The organism is Nocardia sp. NPDC060249 (assembly GCF_042728755.1).
Lineage (GTDB): Bacteria > Actinomycetota > Actinomycetes > Mycobacteriales > Mycobacteriaceae > Nocardia.
Genome location: NZ_JBHXAQ010000006.1, coordinates 188,473 through 211,090, shown reverse-complemented (window position 1 = coordinate 211,090; position 22,618 = coordinate 188,473). Strand labels below are relative to the sequence as shown.

23 protein-coding genes are annotated in these 22,618 nt (G+C 68.6%); 15 read left to right on the top strand and 8 right to left on the bottom strand.

The window, feature by feature from the left end; translation table 11 throughout:
- The first annotated feature begins 10 nt into the window (after positions 1-10).
- The 8 genes from ACFWFP_RS22665 to ACFWFP_RS22630 all read left to right on the top strand — a co-directional run bounded on the left by ACFWFP_RS22665 (position 11) and on the right by ACFWFP_RS22630 (position 6,467).
- Entirely contained in the window at positions 11-1,573 is a 1,563-nt protein-coding gene (locus ACFWFP_RS22665; RefSeq protein WP_379298040.1) for a trypsin-like peptidase domain-containing protein, read from the top strand.
- Between the two features lie 86 nt (positions 1,574-1,659).
- Positions 1,660-1,875 carry a hypothetical protein gene (locus ACFWFP_RS22660; protein ID WP_379298038.1) on the top strand — a complete coding sequence of 72 codons (216 nt, stop codon included), beginning with the start codon at positions 1,660-1,662 and terminating at the stop codon, positions 1,873-1,875.
- Between the two features lie 114 nt (positions 1,876-1,989).
- A complete protein-coding gene (gene tatB / locus ACFWFP_RS22655; protein ID WP_379223610.1) occupies positions 1,990-2,409 on the top strand; it encodes a Sec-independent protein translocase protein TatB in 420 nt (139 codons plus the stop codon).
- 191 nt (positions 2,410-2,600) lie between these two features.
- Positions 2,601-3,458 (top strand): hypothetical protein, encoded by an 858-nt coding sequence (locus ACFWFP_RS22650; RefSeq protein ID WP_378711877.1) that lies wholly within the window; start codon positions 2,601-2,603, stop codon positions 3,456-3,458.
- Positions 3,459-3,574: 116 nt separating this feature from the next.
- Complete coding sequence (locus ACFWFP_RS22645) at positions 3,575-4,141, top strand: hypothetical protein (protein WP_379298036.1); 567 nt, start codon at positions 3,575-3,577, stop codon at positions 4,139-4,141.
- 101 nt (positions 4,142-4,242) lie between these two features.
- Entirely contained in the window at positions 4,243-5,322 is a 1,080-nt protein-coding gene (locus tag ACFWFP_RS22640) for an XdhC family protein (RefSeq protein ID WP_379298034.1), read from the top strand.
- Positions 5,323-5,425: 103 nt separating this feature from the next.
- Positions 5,426-6,019: a TetR/AcrR family transcriptional regulator gene (locus tag ACFWFP_RS22635; protein WP_379298032.1), complete on the top strand. Its 594-nt coding sequence runs from the start codon at positions 5,426-5,428 to the stop codon at positions 6,017-6,019.
- Between the two features lies 1 nt (position 6,020).
- Positions 6,021-6,467 (top strand): DUF6640 family protein, encoded by a 447-nt coding sequence (locus tag ACFWFP_RS22630; RefSeq protein ID WP_379298030.1) that lies wholly within the window; start codon positions 6,021-6,023, stop codon positions 6,465-6,467.
- 56 nt (positions 6,468-6,523) lie between these two features.
- On the opposite strand, the gene ACFWFP_RS22625 is transcribed toward ACFWFP_RS22630, so the two are convergent.
- From ACFWFP_RS22625 to dapE, 6 genes are all read right to left on the bottom strand, one after another.
- Positions 6,524-7,462 (bottom strand): glucosyl-3-phosphoglycerate synthase, encoded by a 939-nt coding sequence (locus ACFWFP_RS22625; RefSeq protein ID WP_379298028.1) that lies wholly within the window; start codon positions 7,460-7,462, stop codon positions 6,524-6,526.
- Positions 7,459-8,430 (bottom strand): dihydropteroate synthase, encoded by a 972-nt coding sequence (gene folP / locus ACFWFP_RS22620; protein WP_379298026.1) that lies wholly within the window; start codon positions 8,428-8,430, stop codon positions 7,459-7,461. Before folP ends, ACFWFP_RS22625 begins: the two co-directional genes overlap by 4 nt.
- 139 nt (positions 8,431-8,569) lie before the next feature.
- Complete coding sequence (locus tag ACFWFP_RS22615; protein ID WP_379298024.1) at positions 8,570-10,336, bottom strand: long-chain-acyl-CoA synthetase; 1,767 nt, start codon at positions 10,334-10,336, stop codon at positions 8,570-8,572.
- A gap of 11 nt (positions 10,337-10,347) precedes the next feature.
- Entirely contained in the window at positions 10,348-10,896 is a 549-nt protein-coding gene (locus ACFWFP_RS22610; protein ID WP_379298022.1) for a TIGR00730 family Rossman fold protein, read from the bottom strand.
- Entirely contained in the window at positions 10,890-11,690 is an 801-nt protein-coding gene (locus ACFWFP_RS22605) for a TIGR00730 family Rossman fold protein (protein ID WP_379298021.1), read from the bottom strand. The genes ACFWFP_RS22610 and ACFWFP_RS22605 overlap by 7 nt, the downstream gene beginning before the upstream one ends.
- 110 nt (positions 11,691-11,800) lie before the next feature.
- Positions 11,801-12,895: a succinyl-diaminopimelate desuccinylase gene (dapE, locus tag ACFWFP_RS22600; protein ID WP_379298020.1), complete on the bottom strand. Its 1,095-nt coding sequence runs from the start codon at positions 12,893-12,895 to the stop codon at positions 11,801-11,803.
- A gap of 119 nt (positions 12,896-13,014) precedes the next feature.
- Between dapE and dapD the strand changes: the two genes are divergently transcribed.
- The 5 genes from dapD (at position 13,015) to ACFWFP_RS22575 (ending at position 17,630) form a co-directional block, all read left to right on the top strand.
- Complete coding sequence (gene dapD / locus ACFWFP_RS22595) at positions 13,015-13,965, top strand: 2,3,4,5-tetrahydropyridine-2,6-dicarboxylate N-succinyltransferase (RefSeq protein ID WP_379298019.1); 951 nt, start codon at positions 13,015-13,017, stop codon at positions 13,963-13,965.
- Positions 13,966-14,273: 308 nt separating this feature from the next.
- Positions 14,274-14,753: a hypothetical protein gene (locus ACFWFP_RS22590; RefSeq protein ID WP_379298018.1), complete on the top strand. Its 480-nt coding sequence runs from the start codon at positions 14,274-14,276 to the stop codon at positions 14,751-14,753.
- A gap of 138 nt (positions 14,754-14,891) precedes the next feature.
- Positions 14,892-15,971 carry an NAD(P)/FAD-dependent oxidoreductase gene (locus ACFWFP_RS22585; protein ID WP_379298017.1) on the top strand — a complete coding sequence of 360 codons (1,080 nt, stop codon included), beginning with the start codon at positions 14,892-14,894 and terminating at the stop codon, positions 15,969-15,971.
- Positions 15,968-16,846 carry an RNA polymerase sigma factor SigJ gene (gene sigJ, locus ACFWFP_RS22580; RefSeq protein WP_379298016.1) on the top strand — a complete coding sequence of 293 codons (879 nt, stop codon included), beginning with the start codon at positions 15,968-15,970 and terminating at the stop codon, positions 16,844-16,846. Before ACFWFP_RS22585 ends, sigJ begins: the two co-directional genes overlap by 4 nt.
- A 112-nt stretch (positions 16,847-16,958) precedes the next feature.
- Positions 16,959-17,630 carry a molybdopterin-dependent oxidoreductase gene (locus ACFWFP_RS22575; protein WP_379298015.1) on the top strand — a complete coding sequence of 224 codons (672 nt, stop codon included), beginning with the start codon at positions 16,959-16,961 and terminating at the stop codon, positions 17,628-17,630.
- Between the two features lie 19 nt (positions 17,631-17,649).
- On the opposite strand, the gene ACFWFP_RS22570 is transcribed toward ACFWFP_RS22575, so the two are convergent.
- Entirely contained in the window at positions 17,650-19,077 is a 1,428-nt protein-coding gene (locus ACFWFP_RS22570; RefSeq protein ID WP_379298014.1) for an acyl-CoA synthetase, read from the bottom strand.
- Positions 19,078-19,203: 126 nt separating this feature from the next.
- Here ACFWFP_RS22570 and ACFWFP_RS22565 point away from each other — a divergent pair, with 126 nt between their 5' ends.
- Positions 19,204-20,055, top strand: a complete 852-nt coding sequence (locus ACFWFP_RS22565) for an oxygenase MpaB family protein (RefSeq protein ID WP_379298013.1) — start codon at positions 19,204-19,206, stop codon at positions 20,053-20,055.
- Between the two features lie 94 nt (positions 20,056-20,149).
- Positions 20,150-20,860 carry a hypothetical protein gene (locus ACFWFP_RS22560; RefSeq protein WP_379298012.1) on the top strand — a complete coding sequence of 237 codons (711 nt, stop codon included), beginning with the start codon at positions 20,150-20,152 and terminating at the stop codon, positions 20,858-20,860.
- A gap of 31 nt (positions 20,861-20,891) precedes the next feature.
- Here the strand turns inward: ACFWFP_RS22560 and ACFWFP_RS22555 are convergent, their stop codons facing one another.
- Positions 20,892-22,604 (bottom strand): protein kinase, encoded by a 1,713-nt coding sequence (locus ACFWFP_RS22555; RefSeq protein ID WP_379298011.1) that lies wholly within the window; start codon positions 22,602-22,604, stop codon positions 20,892-20,894.
- Positions 22,605-22,618 lie beyond the last annotated feature (14 nt).

Sequence of the window (22,618 nt, the reverse complement as noted above, 5' to 3'; positions counted from 1 at the left end):
AGTCTGCGACGTGACAGGCGAATCGACGAATTCCGGATCGGCCGACCACTCGGATTCGGGGGCTGAATCACCCAGGGCGGATTCACGCAAGGACGCGCGCGGCACCCTGCGCCCCTCCGACGCGCCGAGCCTCGGGCCGCGCCCGGTCTACCGGCCGCACATCGACAGCCACACCGCGCGCGCGTTCCGCCGCCCGAACGGCCAAGCCGGTTCGTTCGCACCGCACGACCCCCAGCGCGCGAGCGGAAAGGGCGCCGACGAGGGGATCGTCCAGCGCCCGCCGGACGGTGTGCTCGCCGAGGCGTTCGCCCGGCCCGAGGGCTCCTCGGAGCTGCTGCAGCGTGAACCCGGCGCCGACGAGCCGACGACCGTCATCGCGGGTCCGGTGGATCCGTGGCGTGACCCCGACGCGGCAGCCCGGCTCGGCTCGCCCGCCGTCGACACTCCCCCGCCCGCCCGGCTGCCTGTCGCCGACAAGCTGAGCGCGCGCGAGGTGCTGTTCGGTTCGCGGGTGGCGCCCAAGGCGCTCGCCATCTTGGCCGCGCTGGCGCTCGGCATCGCCGTGTTCGGCGGGCTCGTCGGCCGGATCACCGCCGAGACCGCGTCCACGCTCACCTCACGCAAGGTGACCCTCGATCAGAGCGCGGGTGTCGAGACTCCGCACAGTCAGATCGCCGCCGTCGCCAATGCCGTTCTGCCCTCGGTGGTGTCGATCCGGGTCACCGTCGGTGACAACGGCGCGACCGGTTCCGGCGTGGTGATCGACGGCGGCGGGTACGTCGTCACGAACAACCACGTGATCTCGATGGCCGCGACCGACAAGTCCAATCGGGCCGCCATCCAGGTGCAGTTCTCCGACGGCACCCGGGTGCCCGCGCAGATCGTGGGCCGCGATCCCAAGACCGACCTCGCGGTACTCAAGGTCGAGGCGAAGAACCTCACGGTGGCCAATCTCGGCAAGTCCGCCGACGTTCAGGTCGGCGACGACGTGCTGGCGGTCGGTTCGCCGCTGGGTCTGAGCAAGACCGTCACCTCCGGCATCGTCAGCGCCCTGCACCGCCCCGTGAAGCTCGCTGGCGAGGGCAGCGACACCAACGCGGTGATCGACGCCGTCCAGACCGACGCCGCGATCAACCCGGGTAACTCCGGTGGCGCGCTGGTCGACATGCAGGGCCGCGTGGTGGGCATCAACACCGCCATCCGCAGCGAGACCGGCGGTTCGGTGGGCCTGGGCTTCGCCATCCCGGTCGACGTGATGACCACGGTCACCCAGACCCTGATCCGCGACGGCCAGATGCACCACCCGACCATGCGCCTGGCGGTCCGCACGAAGACGGTCGCCAACGAGGTCACCAGCGGCGCTCAAGTCGCCGACGTCGCCCCTGACGGCCCTGCCGGACGGGCGGGAATCAGCGAGGGCGACGTGATCGTCCGGGTCGGCGACCGTGAGGTCACGAGCGCGGATGAGTTCACCGTGGCCGAGCAGTCGCATCAGATCAATCAGACCGTTATCGTCCAACTCATTCGGGACGGCCGCAAAGTGGATGTTCCGGTGACCCTCGAGTCCGATTGACCTGCCGAAATTCTTTCTGGCGCAACAGTAGTCGTACGACATAGACTCGGGAGCGTTCGATTCGGAATTACCTGGGGAGGGTGACGATGCTTCGTCTCGTAAAATTGTCAATCGGATCTTCGATCGCGATGGTCGCGCTTGCCGCAGCATTGGCAACGCCGGCCGCGGCGGAAACCAACGACCAGTACGTCGACTGGTTCGTCTGCCAGCAAACCGGCGGGAAGACGGCGGTGGCGACAGACGGTCAGGAATATTGCTACAACGGGCCGCACCACGGCAAGATCGTGGTGTATCCCACGTAGGAGTATTCTCACCCGAATGCCAGGTGGTCGATAGGCCGCCTGGCATTCGTTGTTCGTTTGGGCGCAATCACCTCATTCCGGTACCGGCGTCCGGCAACCGGTAGTCTGAGATCCGTGTTCAGCAATATCGGGTGGAGCGAGATGATGATCCTGCTCGTCGCCGCCCTCGTGATCCTCGGCCCGGAGCGCCTGCCCGGTGCCGTCCGCTGGACCACGGGCGCGCTGCGCCAGGCGCGCGACTACGCCAGCGGCGCCACCTCTCAGCTGAAGCAGGAACTCGGGCCGGAGTTCGACGACCTGCGCAAGCCGCTCGCGGAGCTGAACGAGCTGCGCGGTATGAGCCCGCGGGCCGTGGTCACCAAGCACCTGCTGGGCGGTGACGACTCGGTGCTGCGCGATCTGGAGAGCGCGGTACCCGACAAGCAGCAATTGTTCGGCACCAGCAGCGGGATGCCGGGCACCCCGTCGAAGCCCGAGCCGCAGAAGTCGCTGGAGCGCAACGAGCGCCCCCCGGTCGATTACGACGCGACCTAGCACGCTCCTGACCACCGAACACACCGCACGGTCGGCATTTGCTGCGAGGTCGCGCCGATCGGCCACTGCGGCGGCGACCTCGCCCATCTGTGATTTGCCGACAATCGGTGTCCGAGATCGTTGTCTCGCAAGACAGTTCGATGTCAACCGATATAGACACACAACGCTGTCGAGCTGTCTAGACTTCGCACATGTCGGCCGATGACGTGGCACGAGTCTTTGCGATCGAAGACAAGGTCGAGAGACTCAAAGCAGCCACCGACGGGGTGGCGGCTGCCCAGCAGACCATCAACGAACTAACGAGGATCCGGCGAGCCGTGATCCGAGAACTCCATGCCGACGGCTGGACGTTCGCCCGGATCGGTGCCGCCGCGGGATTGTCGCGTGCGCGCATCCACCAGGTGAGCACCCAGGGCCCCGTGCCCGAAGGGCTGTTCTTCGGGCACGGCACGCTGACCGTGCTGGCCCCCGAGGTCCGCTCGGGCAGGCTGCTCGGCGCGCCCGACCCCCAAGCCGCCCAGCGCCTGGCCGAGCTCCTGCGACAGCTCGGCTTCGCCGCGAACGTCGAGACGTTCCTGCCGGGCAGGCCGATCGACCTCAATCGCGACGGGCTGGTGATCCTCGGCGGCCCCGAGCTCTCCCCCAGCCTGCGTCAGCTGGTGGTGGCCGATCCCCGCCTGCGCCGCACCGTCACCCGGGCCGGCGATACCCGGCGTGGCATCGAGGACAGGGCGGCGCGGCGCGTGTACCGGCCGGGCGGCACCGAACCCCACGACATCGCCTACCTCGCCCGGCTGCCCAGACCGGACCGCCGCGGCAGCATCATGCTGATCGACGGACTGCATCCGCCCGGCTCGCTGGGTGCGATCCGATTGCTGGCAACTCGGTTGGCGACCCTGCACGAACGCGCGAGCAGCCATTTGTTCTCGGTGCTCATCGCGGTCCGGTACGACCGCGCGACCGGTGAACCCGTTGATGCGGATCTGCTCACCCCGGTATACCGCCATGAAACAGACCCCAAGTTGGCTACGACCCGGGTTCGTCCATAGTCTGAATTAAACTTGCCATACTTGGTGATCTGCATCACTGTACTGTTATGGATCACAAGTCGCCCGCGATGGTTAGATTGCTAGCGAGTAACCGAGTGTGAGTAGGTGAGCATCAGATGTTCTCGTCTCCCGAGGCCGGCGCATGCCGGGTTCTGCCCGTGCACGCGACAGGCCACCCGCAGCCAGTTCCGCCCTTCGACCCGGAGCCGGCCACCGGCGACGTCATCGTCACCACCCATCGCGTCACCTACAGCGACCGCCTGAAGGTCTTCCTCGGCCCGCACGAGGACGTGGACAGCTTTCTGCGCCCCCTGCGCCGGATGGACGGTCATCAGCGCTACGCGCTCGATCTGACCGTGCTGCCCGAACCGGTGCCCGCCACCGAGGTCACCACATCGGTGAGTTCGGCGCGCGGCGATCTCGCGCTCGGCTGCGTCGGCTCGGCGGACGCGATGGCGCTGCAGCTGCGCAGGACGGTCGATCACGTCACCCGGCGCTTCACCCTCGGCCTACCCGGCGGACGGCTCGGCCTGCCGACGGTCTACCTCCCGCACGGCGACGAGGACACCTACGTCTACCCGGAAGAGGTGTTCACCGCCGACAACGCGGTGGAGATCTTCCGCGACTTCTTCCGCACCGGTGCGGTGCCCGCCGGCCTCCAGCAGCGCGAGATCCTCGACTGACGACTCTCCGGCCGCTCCCCGCGCGCGCATGCCCGGAGATAACTAGGCTGGTCAGCACGGTCACAACGCCCGGACGGTGATCGTGGAGAGGCCGGTGCGCAATGCGTGATCTGCTCGGGCAGGTGCTCGAACTGCTCCCCGACCAGGCCCTCGCGCTGGCCAGGATCGTCGACCGGACCGGTGCCGGGCCGCGCGAAACCGGGGCCGCGATGGTGGTCACCGGCGACGGACGGGTACTCGGCTCGCTGTCGGGCGGCTGCGTCGAATCGGCGGTACTCACCACTGCCCACCGGGTTCTCCTCGACGGCCACGCCACCCTCGAGCGTTTCGCCGCCGCCGACGAAATCAGCGTCGGCCTGCCGTGCGGTGGCGAGATCGAGGTCTTCGTCGAACGCCTCGACGACACCGACCTGCCCACCGTGCGCGCCCTCCACGCCGCGCTCGAAGCTCATCGTCCGGTCGCCTACGCCACCACCCTCGAGTCGGCCCCCGACCGGAGACTCCTGCACCCCGGCGATTGCCCGCCATGGCGCGGCCTCGATCACGATGCGGCCACCCTCCTCACCGCCGGCCACAACGGCCTCGTCGGCGCCCAGGACTGCACCCCGGCCCAAGCCGAGCGCCCCCGCACCTTCGTGCAGGTCTTCCGCTCGCCCGCCCGGATGATCCTGGCCGGCGCCAACGACTACACCCGGGCGCTGACCGTCGCCGCGACGAACCTCGGCTACCACGTCACCGTCGTCGACGCCCGCGAAACCTTCACCACCCCCACCCGTTTCCCGGCAGCCGACGAGGTGGTCGTCGACTGGCCGCATCGCTACCTCGACGCGGAACAGGACGCGGGCCGCGTCGACGACCGCACGGTGGTCTGCGTCCTCACCCACGACCCGAAATTCGATGTCCCCCTGCTGGCTTCGGCCCTGCGCCTGCCGGATGTCGGATTCATCGGCGCGCTCGGCTCACGCCGGGCACACGCCGAGCGCACTGCCCGCCTCCGCGACGCCGGCCTCACCGCCGCCGAAACAGCCCGCATCCGCAGCCCCCTCGGCCTCGACCTGGCCGCCAACACCCCCGAGGAAACCGCGGTCTCCATCCTCGCCCAAATCCTCGCCGACCGGGGTAACACCACGGCCCAACCCCTGGCGAACCTCGACGGCCCCATCCACCGCCGACCGGACTAGACACGCCTCGAAAAAACGAACGAACCCGGTAGCTGTTCATCCGCGCACAAGTTCGATACAGTTTGTTTCGAAGTTATGAAACAGATTGTCCGGAAGGAGTGCGGTGCGACCACCCGACCCACGAACGGTGCGCAGTCGCGATGCCGCGCTCGCATCGGCTCGCGAACTCTTGGTCGAGCAGGGACTGGCCGGGCTCACGCACGGCGCCGTCGCGGCACGTAGCGGGATCAGCCGGGCCACGCTGTACCGGCTCTGGCCGGAGCCGACCGATCTGGTGCGCGCCACCCTGACCCGCCACATCACCCTCGCCCGGCCGGAACCGACCGGGGATCTGCGCGCCGACCTGCTGACCGAACTCACAGCCACGCGCGCGATGCTGCACGAACCGGCGACCGAGCAGGGCATGCGGGTGATGATCGAAAGGGCCGCTGTCGACCCGAAATTCGCGGAGGTCAAGCAGGCGCTGTACCGGTCGGGAACCCGGGCGGCGCGCACGACCTTGACCGAGGCCGTCGCCCGCGGCGAGCTACCCGCCGAACTCGATGTCGACCTCGCCGTCGATCAGTTGCACGGTCCGCTGTTCTTCCGTCGTCTGGTCGCCAACCGCACCTTCGACCTCGATTACGTGTGTGATGTCCTCGACGACTTCCTGCGCCTCCACTCCCCGAAACATCCACATCAGCAAGGAACCTCGTGACATGACGACCGTCGTCTCCAGAAACCTCTCCGCCCCGCGCGTTCTCGCCGTGCTCGTCGCGGTCATCACCGTCTTCGGCGCTCTGCTGGCGGATTTCGTCATTCCGGCGGGCGCGGCACAGCACCTGCGCAACGACGCGTGGCCGCCGCACGCGAAATTCCACGATGCCCAGTACATCGTTATGTCGATCCTGCTCGGCGCGCTCGCGTCGACGCTGCTGCTGCGGCGCGACGGCGCTACCCGGACACGGTTGTGGACGGCCTGCGCGATCCTGGCCACGCCGTGGCTCGGCTTGCTGGCGGCAATGCTGTTTCCCGGCACCGCTGTGCACGATCCGGAGTTCGCCGGCATCACGATCATCGGCCTGCATCCCCAGGTACTGCTCGCGGTGATCCTCTTGGCGCTACTGACCGTCGCTGTCGCGCTCAGCGCGCGTCACCGGGACTGACACACCTCGGGCGCCGCACCGGCCTGACGACCGAGGCGACGCCCGAGGTGGACGAACTACGCCGCGACTTGTTCTGGGCGAAGGGTTTTCATCGGGGGGCGGTCTTCGAGGGAGACCGTGGTGGCGTGGGCGATGAATTCGCCTTCGATCAACGGGAATTGGGTGAGGGGGGCGCCGGAGTCGGGCACGCCGCTGCGGCGCAGGGCGGTGCCGAGGATTTGGCGGCTCATGACGCCCAGGTCGGCGAGGGGGCGGTTGCGGTGGGTGCGGACGCCGAGGTTCACCTGGGTGATGGCGTCGAGGCCCATCGTGTCGTAGGTGTCGAGGAGCAGACCGATTTCGACGCCGTAACCCGGGGCGAAGGGAACCGACGTGAGGAGTTCACGGGTGCCCGCGTATTCGCCGCCGAGCGGCTGGAGGACCTGGGCCAGTTCGGGGCGAAGGGCGGCCAGCAGGGGGCGGGCGACGAGTTCGGTGACGCGGCCGCCGCCGTTGGCGTCCACCGACTCACCCTGGCGTAACGGGCGGCGGTAGTAGGCCTTGGACAGGTGGGTGCCCGGCATCATCAGCAGCGGGCCGAGGAGCTTGGGCACGAAAGCTGGGTCGGGATCGATCAGGTCGGAGTCGACGAACGCGATCAGGTCGCCGGTGGTGGCCGCCAGCGACCGCCACAGCACCTCGCCCTTGCCGGGGACCGGGTCGAGTTCGGGAACGGCCTCCTCGCGCGAGATCACCTCGGCGCCCGCCGCGCGTGCGCGTTCGGCGGTGGCGTCGGTGGACCCGGAGTCCAGCACGATCAGTTCGTCGACGAGGGTGCCGAGCAGCGGCCGGATGCTGGCCACGACATCGGCGACGGTGTCCTGTTCGTTCAGCGCGGGCAGCACCACCGAAACGGTGCGGCCCTCCTTGGCGGCGACGAGTTCGCCGACCGTCCAATCAGGGGTGTCCCATGTGTGGGTAGTGGCCCAGGCGGGCTCGCGGTGTTGGATTTTCATGCCAGACCTCGCAGAGTTCGTGCGGGGGGCCGGATGCCCTGGATCGCGGCGATCATGTCCACGACCCGCCGGGTTTCGGCGACTTCGTGAACCCGGAAGATCCGAGCACCCGCGGCGGCCGACCATGCGGTTGCCGCCAACGTGCCCTCGACCCTTTCGGTAAGACCTACTCCTAGAGTCTCCCCGATAAAATCCTTGTTGCTCAGTGCCATCAGGACTGGCCATCCGGTTTTTACAAGACCGTCGATTCCGCGCAACAACTCGAGCCCGTGATAGGTGTTCTTCCCGAAATCATGGGTGGGATCGATCACGATGCCGTCGGCTCGCACCCCCGCGGCCGCGGCGTTCTCGGCCGCGGCGACCACTGTCGCGGTCACCTCGGCCACCACATCGGCATACCGAACACGGTGTGGACGGGTGCGCGGCACCGCGCCGCCGGTGTGGCTGCAGACGATCCCCGCGCCCGTGTGGGCGGCGACGTGCACGAGATCGGGGTCGGCTCCGGCCCAGGTGTCGTTGATCAGGTCGGCGCCCACGCCGACGGCCGCCCGCGCCACGTCACCACGCCAGGTATCCACACTGATCAACAGGTCCGGATATTTGGCCCGGATCGCCGCGACGAACGGCACCACCCGCTGCGTTTCCTCGGCCGCGTCGACGGTGACGCCCGGCCCGGCCTTCACGCCGCCGATGTCGACCAGATCAGCGCCCTCGTCGACCGCGCGCGCGACCCGGTCCATCGCGGCCTCGTCGCTGAACGTGGCACCACGGTCGTAGAACGAGTCCGGCGTGCGATTCACGATCGCCATCACCAGCGCGCGATCCGTGGCCACCTCGCGCCCGCACAAAGTCCGCTCGTCGCGCCTGCCCGGGACTTCTGCCGACAACTCGGGACCGCGACTGCTTGTGTTGCGGGCAGGCGGTTCGTTCTCTGGTCGGGGTCCGGGCGTACCCGACGAGTTACCCATGTGCTTTTCCGCCCCTCCGCGACTCCTGGCCGGACTCGAGTGGTCGAGATTCGCGTTGGCGACCTGCGGACAGGCGGTGGCTCGGTGTGCCGGTCCCTGGTGAGTTACCCATGTTCATGCGAAATCAGACGTTACCTTGCTACCTCGGGGCTTTGCCGACGGCAACGTCAGCCGCGTATTCGTCGTAGGCCGGGATGTAGCCATCCGCCGGGCCGGACAGCACATACAGCTGACTGTCCGGATCGGGTGCGTAGCCCTGCTTGCGCAGTTCCACCTTCCGGCTCTTGAACGTCGAGGTCTGTTCCAGTTCCCCGACCACTCGCACGTAGAGCGGGACCGCGTACAGCGGCAGGCGTCCATAGGCGGTGGCGGCCAGGGCCTTCCCGTCGAACGAGGCTTCGGCGGCGAGGGTGATCGCGGCCATGCCCGCTTTTCCGTCGGTGCCGGGGATGTCGACGCCGTAGACGACGGCCTGTTCGATGCTCTCGTGGTGCCCGAGCGCGCCCTCGACCTCGGTGGTCGCGACGTTCTCACCCTTCCAGCGGAAGGTGTCGCCGAGCCGATCGACGAACGCGATGTGCCAGAAGTGCTGATCGCGGACGAGGTCGCCGGTGTCGAACCAGCAGTCGCCCTTCTTGAAGCCGTCACGCACCAGCTTGGACTCCGACGCCTTCTTGTCGGTGTACCCGTCGAACGGCTGACGGTTGTTCACCTTCGCCAGCAGCAGCCCCACCCCGCCGGACCGCACCCGGCGCAGCTTCCCGTCACGACCGCGCCGGGCCCGGCCGGTCTCGTCGTCGTACTCCACCACCGCGTACGGCAGCGGGCACAGCCCGGCGGTCCGGTCGACGCCGAACGCGTTGACGAACGCCAGCGGCGCCTCGCTCGACCCGTAGAACTCGACCACCCGGCCGATCCCGAACCGGCGACGGAACTCGTCCCACAATTCCGGCCGCAGCCCGTTGCCGACGGCCAGCCGGACCCGGTTGCCCTGCTCGGCGGGCCGCACCGGCTGGTTGATCAGGTACCGGCACAGCTCACCGATGTAGATGAACGCGGTGGCCCGTTCGCGCGCGATCTCGTCCCAGAACCCCGACGCCGAGAACTTGCGGCTGAGCACATAGGTCGATTCGCCCGCGAGCACCGCCGACAGCGCGACCGTGAGCGCGTTGTTGTGATAGAGCGGCAGGCAGCAGTACAGGGCGTCGTCGGCGCGCAACCGGACACCGAGCCCGCCGAGCCCGGACATGCTCTTGGTCCAGCGCTGATGGGTCATCACGCTGGCCTTGGGCAGGCCGGTGGTGCCGGAGGTGAAGATCAGGAACGCCCGCTCCCCCGCGCGCACCCGCGCGCACACCGCGGGATCGGAATCGGCCGCGGTGCGGGCGGATTCGGCCAGTTCCTCGGCGGTGAGCACGTTCGCCGCGGGCTCGGGCAGCGATTCCAGCGCCTCGGCGCACTCCGCGCCGACGACGTTGAGCACGCTGCCGAGCAGGCCGATGCTGTGGGCGAGGACCTGATCGCGCTGGTTGTAGTTGAGCAGACCGACCGTGGCGCCCAGTTTGAGCACGGCCAGCACCGTGAACAGGGTCTCGGGCCGGTTGGTCATCAGCACACCGACCACATCACCACGCGAAACCCCGCGCGCGGACAGCACCGCGGCGTACCGGTTCACCTCACCGTTGGCGGCACGGTAGGTGTAGGAGCGGCCTTCGAAACGCAGGAACACGCGATCGGGCCGGCGGTGCGCGACGCGCTGGAAGTACAGGCCGATGGAGGCTTTGTCCTTGGGCCCCACCAGCATTCCGCGCGCGTTGCGCAGCATGCCGGGGGCGTCGAGTGCCATTGCGGGCAGGGCTTTGGCCAGGTCGAACACGCTTACCGTGTCGCGGGCGTCTGTGCTCACGTCGATCTCTCCTACGGTGCGGCCGGTTCGAGCGCGGCGAACGCGGTGGGCAGGTCGGTGGCCACGATCAGGCGCTCACGCGCCTGCCTCGGCACGATGGTGCGTTCGGACAGTTCATCGATCCAGCGGAACAGGCCGTCGTAGAAGCCGTTCGCGTTCAACAGGACCACGGGTTTGGTGTGTTCGCCGAGGTAGCCGCCGGTCCAGGTCTCGAACAGTTCCTCGAGTGTCCCGATGCCACCCGGCAGGGTGAGGAACGCGTCGGCGCGCGCTTCCATCAGCTGTTTGCGCTGGCGCATGGTGTCGGTGACGAGCAGTTCGTCGGCGTCGACATCGGCGACTTCCCTGTGCACCAGATGTTTCGGGATCACGCCGATGGTGTGCGCGCCACCGGCCCGCGCCGCGGTCGCTACCGCGCCCATCATCGACACGTGACCACCGCCGGAGACCAATTGCCACCCGCGCCGGGCGATTTCGGTGCCGACCCGCGCGGCGAGGCTGATCAGATCGGGATCGGTGGTGCTGGCGGAGCAGTAGACACAGACGGAATAGCTCACCATTGATCCTCGGTGCCGAGACGTTCGATGTTCGCGTGGTCGCCGGTCTCGCCCTGGATGATCCGCACGACCTCGTCGACGCTGTCGGTGAGCTGGATCAGATCGAGGTCCTCGGGCGAGATCTTGCCCGAGCCCGCCAGCGAGCTGCGCAACCAGTCGACCAGGCCCGACCAGTAGTCGACGCCGAACAGGATGATCGGGAACCGGGTGATCTTGCGGGTCTGCACCAGGGTGAGCGCCTCGAACAATTCGTCGAGGGTGCCGAAGCCACCGGGCAGGCAGACGAAGGCCTGGGAGTACTTCACGAACATCGTCTTGCGGACGAAGAAGTACCGGAAGTTGATCCCCAGATCCACCCAGTTGTTGAGCCCCTGCTCGAACGGCAGCTCGATGCCGAGCCCGATCGAATAGCCGCCCGCCTCCGAGCAGCCGCGGTTGGCCGCTTCCATCGCGCCGGGGCCGCCGCCGGTGATCACCGCGAAGCCCGCCTCGGCGAGCGCGGTGCCGATCGCCGTGCCTGCGGTGTACTCGGCATGGTCGGGACCCGTTCGCGCGGAGCCGAACACCGTCACCGCGCGCGGAATCTCGGCGAGCGCGCCGAACCCCTCGACGAACTCGGCCTGGATCCGCAGCACCCGCCACGGATCGGTGTGCACCCACTCGCTGTCCTGCCGCGTATCGAGCAGATTCCGGTCGGCGGTCCGCGTGCCGGGCTTGCGCTCCCGGCGGAACATCACCGGCCCACGGAACTTCGGCTTGGCCTTCCTGACCTGTTCATCAGCGGAATCGGTAGACATGAAACCAACCTACTGTGTGGGATTGCGGGCACGGGCGCGCACTTGGTGGATCGACCGGGCCACGGCACGGCCGCCTTGTTCACCGGCGGTTGCTGAGCGCCTGTCCGACGCTAGGGCTTCGAGAGATAGGTCCGCAGCATCGCGGTGACGGCGGTGATCTGGCTGAGCGGGACGTGCTCGTCGCGTTTGTGCGCGAGGTTGGGATCGCCGGGGCCGAAGTTGACGGCGGGGATGCCGCGGGCGGCGAAGCGGGAGACGTCGGTCCAGCCGTACTTGGCGCGCACGCCGCCGCCGCCGTGGGCGTTGACGGAGTCGATGAGGGTGCGAGCGGCCGGTGCGGTCAGGCCGGGGAGGGCGCCGGGCGAGGAATCGGTGACCTCGAAGGCGACATCGAGCCCGTCGAAGACCTCGCGGACGTGCGCGACGGCCTGCTCGACGCTGCGATCGGGGGCGAAACGGAAGTTCACATCCACCTCGGCGACGTCGGGCACCACATTGCCCGCAACCCCACCCGAGACCCGCACGGCCGACAGCCCCTCGCGATACACGCAACCGTCGATATCGACCTCGCGCGCCTCGTAGGCCGACAACCGTGCCAGCACGGGAGCGAGACCATGAATCGCGTTCTCCCCCAGCCAGGCTCGCGCCGAATGCGCGCGCACGCCCGAAGTGGTCAAGCGCACCCGCAGCGTGCCCTGGCAGCCTGCCTCGATCCAACCCGCCGAGGGCTCACCGAGAATCGCCAAGTCGCCTTCGAGCCATTCCGGCAATTCCCGCTCGATGCGCCCGAGGCCGTTGAACTCCGCGGCGATCTCCTCGCCGTCGTAGAAGATCAGCGTCAGATCATGGGCCGGATCGGCGATCGTGGCGGCCAGATGGAGGAATACCGCGTCGCCGGACTTCATATCGACTGTGCCACAACCGAACAGCACCGCTTCACCGTCGACTTCGTCCGGCCGGCTCGGCACATTGTCCGCGATCGGCACGGTATCCAGATGGCCGGCCAGAATGACCCGCGTCGGCAGCCCGCGCCGCGTGCGCGCCAGCACCACGTTTCCGTGCCGCAGAATTTCGAACCCGGTGGTCTGCTCCCGGATCGCCTGCTCGACCAGATCCGCGATCTTGGCCTCGTCACGCGACACACTCGGCACGTCGACGAGGGCGGCGGTCAACTTGATGGGATCGGCACGCAAATCGAGAGTCACATCTTCGACAGTAGTACGGGTTCGCCCTCGAACCCCTGATCCGGGCGAACCAGACCGCGTGGTCGAACGCACAGGGCCCGCGGCACACCGCGACAGCCGGAACGGGCAAAATAGCGTCCGTGAGTATTCAGGGAGCAACTGCAGTCGGTATCGCCAATGTGACCTCGGACGGGACCGTCCTCGATACCTGGTACCCCAGCCCCGCGCTGGGCGAGTTCACCGAAACCGGCTCCCAGCGTCTCGACGCCGTCGACGTGCCCGAGTTCGCCGAACTCCTCGGCGTGGACGCGGCGCGTGGGGTCGAGGTGATCGCGGTGCGCACCACGATCGCGGACCTGTCGGCTGCCCCGGTCGACGCGCACGACGTCTACCTGCGCCTGCACCTGCTCTCGCACCGCCTCGTGCGACCGCACGGGCTCAACCTCGACGGCCAGTTCGGCCTGCTCAGCAATGTCGTGTGGACCAACCACGGCCCGTGCGCGGTCGACGGCTTCGAGCAGACCCGCCTGAAGCTGCGCGCCCGCGGCCCGGTGACGGTGCTCAGCGTCGACAAGTTCCCCCGCCTGGTCGACTACGTGGTCCCCGCCGGTGTGCGCATCGGCGACGCCGACCGGGTCCGGCTCGGCGCGCACCTGGCCGCGGGTACCACCGTCATGCACGAGGGCTTCGTCAACTTCAACGCGGGCACCCTCGGCAACTCGATGGTCGAGGGTCGTATCTCGGCCGGCGTCGTGGTCGGCGACGGCTCCGATGTGGGCGGCGGCGCCTCCATCATGGGCACCCTGTCCGGCGGCGGCACCCAGGTCATCTCGGTCGGCGAGCGTTCACTGCTCGGCGCCAACGCGGGCGTCGGCATCTCCCTCGGCAACGATTGCGTGATCGAGGCCGGCCTCTACGTCACCGCGGGCACCAAGGTCACCGGGCCCGACGGCACCGTCGTCAAGGCCGCGAGCCTGTCGGGTCAGGACAACCTGCTGTTCCGCCGCAATTCCACCACCGGCGCGGTCGAGGTCGTGCCGCGCAAGGGCACCGGCGTCGAACTGAACGCCGCATTGCACGCCAACGATTGATCGGCGGCGAATTGCCGGGCCGAGCGGCCCGGCAATTCCCGGCACAGAAACAATTCAGCAAATATTGCGGTTTCATGACAATGAACCCGAATGTGCGACAAGCAATTTCGCACGCTAACCTTCGTTTCGCTGGTCCGATCAGGACAGCGAAAAAGCGGAGGGATTGAAGAATGAAGTTCGGAAAGATCACTACTGCTGTTTTCATGGCAGTCGCTGCGGTGGGGATTACCGCGGCCACTGCTCACGGTGCGCCCGCGGTGGCCACCGAGCAGCCCGCTGTAGTGGCTTCGGGGGGCGTGACTTCTGGCGTGACGCAGGGAATCAACTACCAGACCACGGTCTCGCCCGCTGACAAGACCGTCACCTGGGCGGTCGACAGCGGCAAGTTCGAGCTCGCCGCCGACGGCGCCTCGGTGCTGCTGAAGGCCACCGACGGCGCGATCGTCGACCAGGCGCCGCTGCGTTCCGAGGTCGCGGGCCTGCCGATCGCCGTGAACCAGCAGATCAGCGAGGACGGCCGCACCGTCAAGCTGACCTCGACCATGGCGCCCGAGGATTCCGCGAAGCTGAGCAACATCGCGGAACTGAAGGACATCAGCTCCTACGACCGGCTCATGGCGCAGGTCAACAAGAACCTGCCCGGCGTCGTCATCGGCGGTGTCATCGGCGCGTTCTTCCCGTTCCTGTGGCTGTTCACCATCCCGGCCGGCATGGTCATCGGCGGCTACGTGATGGGTGGCCAGGAATTCCTGGACGCCGTGATCGCGTTCGCGACCGGTCAGCCCTGATCTGACCTCGCGATAGCGAAAGGCCTCGTACTTCTGCGGAGTACGGGGCCTTTTCGCTGTGATGCGGATCACTGTCACAAACGAGGGCTGGGCCGCATCCCATGGTTGAGCACACAGTTCCCATGGCAGGAGGCACAGATGAACATCGTGGTTATCGGCGCGGGATACGCGGGTACTGTCGCGGCGAATCGGCTGAAGCGCAAGGCCCCCGATACGCGGATCACCGTGGTCAATCCGCGCGAGGTGTTCGTCGAGCGGGTGCGATTGCACGAACAGCTCGCGGGCAGCGGGACCGCGGCCCGGCCGCTCACCGAGATGCTCCGGGACGGGATCGCGGTCGAGACCGCGAGCGTGGACAAGATCGGCGACGGTGTCGTCACCCTGGACGACGGCCGCAACCTCGACTTCGAGCACGCGATCCTCGCGGCGGGCAGCATCGCGAACCCGCTACCCGGCGCGATCCCGGTCGGCACATGGGAGGGCGCCGAACAGGCCCGAATCGCGCTGGAGGCACTGCCGGCCGGCGGGATCGTCACGGTGATCGGCGGTGGGCTGACCGGGATCGAGACCGCGGCCGAGGTCGCCGAAGCCCGGCCCGACCTGCGCGTGCGACTGGTGAGCGACACCGTCGGCGCCGCGCTCTCGCCCGGTGCGCAGCGGCATATCCGCACCACCCTCGCTCGGTTGAACGTGGAGATCGTGGCCGGCCAGATCGCCGAGATCGACGGGACGACCCTGCGACTGGGCTCGGGCGCCGAACTCGATTCCGGGCTCACCCTCTGGGCGATCATCTCGGCGGTGCCCGCATTGGCGGCCCGCAGCGGACTCGCGGTGGACGTCGACGGCCGGGCCCTGGTCGACGCGTCCTTGCGCAGCGTCACCGACCCCCGCGTCTTCGTCGTCGGCGACTGCGCGGCCGTCCCCGGCATGCGCATGGCCTGCGCCACCGCGGCTCCGCAGGGCGCACACGCGGCCGATACGCTGGCCAGGATGATCGAGGGAGGGGATCCGCGGCCGTTTTCGATGGGCTACGGCGGGCAGGGCCTGAGCCTGGGCAGGCGCGACGGAGTGCTGCAAACGACCGACCGCGCAGACACCGCTCAGCGCCTCTACGTCAGCGGGCCTGTCGCGGCGTTCACCAAGGAACGCATCACCCGCTACGCCGCCTACGCCTCGCGCACCGGCAACAGCGTGTGGATCAGCGGCCCGAAGCAGTGACCCGGGCACACGAGGACACCTTCACCGAGAACCGGCGGCTGCTGTTCTCGATCGCCTACGAGATCCTCGGCTCGGTGGTCGACACCGAGGACGTCCTGCACGACAGCTACCTGCGCTGGCGCGAGGTCGACCGCACGCTGATCGACAACCCGCGCGCCTACCTCGCGCAGATCGTCACCCGGCAGGCGCTGGGTGTGCTGCGGTCCACCGCCCGCAGACGCGAGGAGTACATCGGGCAGTGGCTGCCCGAACCGCTGGCCACCGAGGCGGACGGCGGGGTCGAGCACGTCCTCACCGGTGAGGCCGTGACCACCGCGATGCTGCTCGTGCTGGAAACGCTCACACCGGTGCAGCGGGCGGTGTTCGTGCTGCGCGAGGTGTTCGCGTTCGACTACCCGGAGATCGCGGCGGCGGTGGGCAAATCGGAAGCCGCTGTGCGGCAACTGAACCAGCGCGCTCGCGGCCGGGTGCACGCGGCCCGCCACACCGCCGTCGCCACACCCGCCGAGGCCAGGTCGGTGGCCGAGCAGTTCTCGATCGCGGCCGCCACCGGCGATGTGCAGGCATTGATGGATGTGCTCGCTCCCGAGGTGGTGTTCCTCGGCGACGGTGGCGGTGTGGTGAACACGGTGCGCAGACCCGTGCGCGGCCAGGACAAGGTGGCCCGGCTGGTCATCGGGTTGCTCGCCAAGGGCAGGCGGCTCGGTGTCCTCGGTGCGCACCTCGGCGTCTACAACGCGATGCCCTCGATCCTGGCGACCGTCGACGGCGTGCTCGATCAGGTGACGTCCATCGAGGTCACCGACGGCCGCGTCACGGCGATCTACTCCATGCGCAACCCCGAAAAGCTCAGCGCTGTGCGAATTCCGGAATGAGGCCGGGGATCTCGAGGCGCCGCGTCCGCCACAGCCGCACCTGGGCGGTTCCAGCCTCGTGCCGTGCGCGCTAGACTGGCGATATACGGCACCGTATAACTGGAGGTTCGACATGACGCTTCCCCCTGGTCAACGTGCGATCGACGGCTTTCCTCGCTTCGGCACCCACCTGCATCACCCACCGCCGCCGATTCCGGCGGACCCGGTGATCGCGGTCGGCGGGGAGCTGGCCGAACCGTTCACGCTCACCATGGCGGGCCTCGCCGAGCTACCGCGCGTGGAGGTGAAGGCCGACTTCCACTGCGTGGCCGGCTGGTCGGCCACCGACCTGCGGTGGGAGGGCGTCCCATTCGCCACGTTCTATCGCACACGCGTCGAACCGGTACTCGCGCCGGGAAGTTCTATCAGCCACGTCGTCTTCACAGGGCTCGACGGGTATCAGTCGGTCGCGCTACTGGCGGACGCGCTGGCCGACGATGTGCTCATCGCCGACCGGCTCGACGGACAGCCACTCACCAGCGACCACGGCGCGCCGATCCGGCTGGTGAGTCCCCGCCAGTACGGGTTCGTCAACACGAAACACCTGTGCCGCATCGAATTCCACAGCACGCAACCCATCGACCCGGACAAGTGGTCACCGCTCGCGGCGCACCGCAGGGCGCGCGTCTGGGAGGAAGAGCGCCATCGCTACCTGCCCGGCCGGGTGGTTCGGCCGATCTACCACGCGTTGATCGGGCCGATCCGCCGGATGAGCGCTCGCGGAAGCATCGAACGAACTGGGTGAATCCCGGCGCCGGGCAGACTCAGTCCAGCAGCTTCTTCTGCACCTTGCCCATCGCGTTGCGCGGGAGCGAGTCGACGAAGCGCACCTCCCGTGGGCGTTTGTGGGCCGAAAGCTGTTCGCCCACATAGGCGGTCAGCTCGACGCCGAGCGCATCGGAACTCCCGTCACGCGCGACCACGAAGGCCACGATCCGCTGCCCGAGATCGTCGTCGGGCAGCCCGACCACGGCGACCTCGCCGACCGCCGGATGCCCGAGCAGCACGGTCTCGATCTCCCCCGCGCCGATGCGGTAGCCGCCGGATTTGATGAGGTCGATCGACTCGCGCCCGACGATGCGATGGAACCCGTCCGCATCGATGACTGCCACATCGCCGGTGCGGAACCATCCGTCCTCGGTCCAGTCCCGCGCGGTGGCCTCCGGCCGGTTCAGATATCCGCCGAACAGCATCGGTCCACGAACCTGCAGTCCACCGATGCTCGCGCCGTCGTGCGGAACAGGTTCGCCCGCTTCGTCGCGCAGTCTGGTCTCCACCCCGCGCACCGGGGTGCCGACCCAGCCGGGCCTGCGCTCGCCGTCGGCCCGGGTGGACAGCGTGATCATGGTTTCGCTCATGCCGTACCGCTCCACCGGCGCCTGTCCGGTGAGCTCGGCCAGCTTCTCGAACACCGGCACCGGCAGCGGCGCGCTGCCCGAGACGAGCAGCCGCGCCTTACTCAGTTCCTTGGCCAGTTCGGGTTGCTCGACCACGCGTGACCACACCGTCGGCACGCCGAAGTACAGGCTGCCGCCCGCGGCCGCGTAGGCCTGCGGCGTCGGCTTGCCGGTGTGGATCACCGGACTGCCGACCCGCAACGGCCCGAGCAGCCCGAGGATCAGCCCGTGCACGTGGAACAGCGGAAGCCCGTGCACCAGTGTGTCTTTCCACGTCCACGCCCACGCCTCGGCCAGCGCGTCGAGCCCGGCGGCGATGGCACCGCGGCTGAGCATCACGCCCTTGGGCGGCCCGGTGGTTCCCGAGGTGTAGAGGATGAAGGCGATCGCGGCCGGATCGGGTTCGGGGTAGGTGTGCCACGACCGCGCGTGCAGCCGCACCGGCACCACCGGCAGGTCCGTGCCCTCCGGCGCCGGGCCGAGCCAGGCCTGCGCGCCCGAATCGCGGAGAATGTGCTCACGTTCGGAGGCACCGGAGTCCGGCGGCACCGGAACCACGGTCACGCCCGCGATCAGGCAGCCGACCACGGCGATCACGGTGCGCAAGGTCGGTTCGGCCAGTACCGCGACGCGGTCGGCGCGGGCGATGCGTTCGGCGACCGATGTTGCCGAACCCAGCAGATCGCTGCGCGAGACGGTGGCAGAATCGATGGTGACGGCGTCGGGAATGTCATCCCCGGCGGCGACGGCGGCCGGATTCAGCGAAGCGAGCAGCAGCGGCGGACCATAGGGCATCCGTCAACGCTAACGCGACGCGGTTCGGCGTGTGCCGCCGCCGCTGTCGTTGACACCCCGGCAACATGGTGAGACATTAAATGCACAACTCTCTCATGCTCTCTTCGATGAAAAACGGGGTCAACGATGACCATCCTGTCGCGCTCGCGTTCGCAGCGGTCCGAACCTGCGCCCTTCGACATCCGTGACTACGTCGACGGCTCCGCTGCCTTCTACGGCGCGACCGCCAATGTGATCATGCAGCTCAGCCTGGCCCCCGTCGGCCACGGCGTCGCCGAATCCACGGTGCACAGCGGCAGCATCATGAAGCACCCGGTCAAGCGCACCCGAACCACACTCACCTACCTGTCGGTGGCGCTGATGGGCACCGACGCGGACCGCGAGGCCTTCCGCACCGCCGTCAACGGCGCCCACCGCCACGTCCGCTCCACCGCCGACAGCCCCGTGCCGTACAACGCCTTCGACAAGAACCTGCAGCTGTGGGTGGCCGCGTGCCTGTACTGGGGCTCGGTCGACGTGATGCATCGCCTCTACGGCCCCGTCGACGAGGCCGTCGCCGACACCTTCTACGACTACGCCCACTACCTCGGCACCACTCTCCAGGTGCCCCGCGAGATGTGGCCCGCCGATCGCGCCGCGTTCGATGCCTACTGGTCCGAGCACCTGCCGCTCACCAGCGTCGACGCCACGATCAAGGCCTACTTCGACGCCCTGCTCGATCTGAAGATGGTCAGCCCGCTCCTGCGCCTGCCCTTCGCCCGCTTCCACCGCTGGTTCACCACCGGCCTGCTCCCCCAGCATCTGCGCGACGAGCTCGGCCTGTCCTGGACCCCCGCCGACGAGCGCAAACTCAACCGCCTGATGCGCACCACCGGCACGGTGACGGGCCGCATGCCACGTCCCGTCCGCAACTTCCCCTTCAATGTCACCCTCATCGACATGCGCCGCCGCCACCGGCTCGGCAAGCCGCTGATCTGACCGGCCTTCCCGCGCGCCTCCCGCGCCGACCTGCGGCGTTCGGGTTTCATTCCCCACGATCGCAACGCCCGTCGCGCGGAATCGGAGGACGCTCGTGAGCATTCGAACAGTGACATGGTGTACGGCGGTGGTCGCTGCCGGCCTCACGGTGGCCGCGCCCGCCGCCCGGGCCGACGAGGACCCGGCGACGGTGCCGCCACGAACCGCGATTTCGCTGCGGATGCCGGGCGGATTCGCCTGGGGCACAGCCAACGAACACGAAGCGCGATCGGCGCTGTCGATGTCCAAGCTCTACATCGCCGATTACGCGCTGCGTCACGGCGACGGCTCGCCGGAGGATCGCGCGCTGTCGGAACGGATGATCCGTGACTCCGACGACGCCGCCGCCACCCAGCTCGCCGGCAAATATCCGCAAGCGATCGAGGCGACCGCGGGCGAATACGGATTGCGCTCGACGCACGGCACCGACGACTGGGGCAGGTCGAGCACCAGCACCGCCGACATCACCGACTTCCTGGCCGCCAAGCAGCGCACCGACGCCGGGTCGCCGATCTTCGAGTGGATGGCGGGTGCGAGCAATACCGCCGCCGACGGCACTCCCCAGAACTGGGGCACCGCCCAGCTCCCCGGCGTGCAGGGCAGCAAGTGGGGATGGTCGGATGTGGGTGCCCCCGAGGTGGCTTCGGCATCCTTCGGGCCCAGCTTCTCGGTCGCCGCGCACACTTACGGCACCCCCGCCGACCAGTCCACCGATGTGCTCGATGCCGTGCCCGCGCTGATCCTGCGCCTGGCCGGGGCGTACTGACAGCAGTCCCGTGGTGCGGGAACCGCCCGCGTCAGAACGGGGCTTGCTGCCACCAGTTGTCGCGGGTCTGCTCGAAGGTGTGGCCCGGCCACGACACCTCGACGACCGAGTTCGCGCTGAACACATTGCCGCGTTCCCTGGCCGCGAGCGTGAACGGCGCGGCCGGGTCGCGAGGGCGGTAGGCGGCGAGACTGGTGTGGTGCAGCTCGCGCGTGGTGTCCTCGGTGGTGTGGCGCAGCAGATACGCGTCGGCGTCGGCCGCGGTGGGGTACTCGGTGTACCAGGCGATCAGTCCGTCGGAATCGGTGCAGCTGATCTGCCGCAGCGGCGCCGGGTCACCCGGCAGCACGACCAGTGAGGGGGTCGCCGAACAATTCGCCTCGCGCCAGCCGCGCCCGGTCGGCCCCGACGGGATCAAGTCGGTGAACCCCGAGGCCACCGAATCATGTGCCCCCCAGGTAGGCGGCGGTGGAACCCGGTTGGGCCGCACGAACTTCCAGTAGATCGCCCCGACGCCGATGACGCCGGCCCCGGCGACCAGCGCGAGCACGATCAGACTCACCGCGAGTACCCGCCACCGCGACGAAACCGCCCGCTGCGGTCGTCGTCCAGATGATTCACCCGAGGGAGCGCGCTGCCCGGCCCCATGGGCACCCACCGGTGTGTATCCGGGACGCGGAATCGACACGGCGCCGGCCGCTTCCCTTCGACCACCGTGCACTGCGGCCGGCCGCGGACCAGAGGACGACGGCGAACTCACCAGGGTCGGGTTCAGCGAACTCACGCCGGGATTCGCCGGCAGGTGTGCACGGCCGAAAGACGCCCCAGCCGAATCGGCCGACCTACTCGCCACACGGGCGGCCTCCCAGTCGGGGGGCGGCGGGGAACCACCTGGGCCCGGCGAGGCACAACCCGCGTCGAGCAAGGCCGCAGTCGCCGCGCGCGCGAATTCCTCGCAGCTGTCGAATCTTTCGTCCGGCGTTTTCGCCATCGCCCTGGCGATGACCGCGTCGATTCCGGACAGCAGGTCGCCGACCACCGCCGAGGCGCGAGGTACCGGCTTGGTCAGGTGGGCGGCGACCACCGCGCCGGGATTGTCGGCGGGAAAGGGACTTTCGCCGGTGAGCAGAGTGAACAATGTGCAGCCGAGCGAGTACTGGTCGGAGCGGTGATCGACCGGTGCGCCCGAGAGTTGTTCAGGGGAGGCGTAGGCCAGGGTCGCGAGGAAAGCGCCGGTGCGGGTGAGCTGGCGGGCATCGCCGCGGAGCCGGGCGATGCCGAAGTCGGTGAGCAGCACGCGGTCACCGGAACGGCTGGGGCCCAGCAAGATGTTGGCGGGCTTCACATCTCGGTGCAGCACGCCGCGATCGTGGGCGTAGTCGAGGGCTTCGGCGGTCTGCGCGATGATGCCGACCGCCCGCGCCGGAGCCAATGGCTCCCCGCGGAAGGCCGAGGCGTCGCGGCCGTCGACGTACTGCATGGAGATCCACATCAGACCGTCTTCGATACCGCGGTCGAGCACCGACACGATGCCGGGATGATCGAGATGGGCGGAAACATCGGCCTCGCGCTCGAACCGGCCGCGAACCTCGTGGTCGGAAGACAGTTCGCGGTTCAGCAGTTTCAGCGCCACCTGCCGAGGCAGACGTGGATGCGCCGCGAGGTACACGGTGCCCATTCCACCCCGGCCGAGCAGCCGGTCGATCCGATACCCCGCGAAGACCGTGCCTGCACTGAACTCCACCCCGTGCATTCCGT

Bases quoted from the DNA above. Each gene is read 5' to 3' on its own strand.
- ACFWFP_RS22660 (WP_379298038.1), top strand. From the start codon at position 1,660: ATGCTTCGTCTCGTAAAATTGTCAATCGGATCTTCGATCGCGATGGTC.
- ACFWFP_RS22650 (WP_378711877.1), top strand. From the start codon at position 2,601: ATGTCGGCCGATGACGTGGCACGAGTCTTTGCGATCGAAGACAAGGTC.
- ACFWFP_RS22645 (WP_379298036.1), top strand. From the start codon at position 3,575: ATGTTCTCGTCTCCCGAGGCCGGCGCATGCCGGGTTCTGCCCGTGCAC.
- ACFWFP_RS22640 (WP_379298034.1), top strand. From the start codon at position 4,243: ATGCGTGATCTGCTCGGGCAGGTGCTCGAACTGCTCCCCGACCAGGCC.
- ACFWFP_RS22630 (WP_379298030.1), top strand. From the start codon at position 6,021: ATGACGACCGTCGTCTCCAGAAACCTCTCCGCCCCGCGCGTTCTCGCC.
- ACFWFP_RS22625 (WP_379298028.1), bottom strand. From the start codon at position 7,462: ATGAAAATCCAACACCGCGAGCCCGCCTGGGCCACTACCCACACATGG.
- folP (WP_379298026.1), bottom strand. From the start codon at position 8,430: ATGGGTAACTCGTCGGGTACGCCCGGACCCCGACCAGAGAACGAACCG.
- ACFWFP_RS22610 (WP_379298022.1), bottom strand. From the start codon at position 10,896: ATGGTGAGCTATTCCGTCTGTGTCTACTGCTCCGCCAGCACCACCGAT.
- ACFWFP_RS22605 (WP_379298021.1), bottom strand. From the start codon at position 11,690: ATGTCTACCGATTCCGCTGATGAACAGGTCAGGAAGGCCAAGCCGAAG.
- ACFWFP_RS22585 (WP_379298017.1), top strand. From the start codon at position 14,892: ATGAACATCGTGGTTATCGGCGCGGGATACGCGGGTACTGTCGCGGCG.
- ACFWFP_RS22575 (WP_379298015.1), top strand. From the start codon at position 16,959: ATGACGCTTCCCCCTGGTCAACGTGCGATCGACGGCTTTCCTCGCTTC.
- ACFWFP_RS22570 (WP_379298014.1), bottom strand. From the start codon at position 19,077: ATGCCCTATGGTCCGCCGCTGCTGCTCGCTTCGCTGAATCCGGCCGCC.
- ACFWFP_RS22565 (WP_379298013.1), top strand. From the start codon at position 19,204: ATGACCATCCTGTCGCGCTCGCGTTCGCAGCGGTCCGAACCTGCGCCC.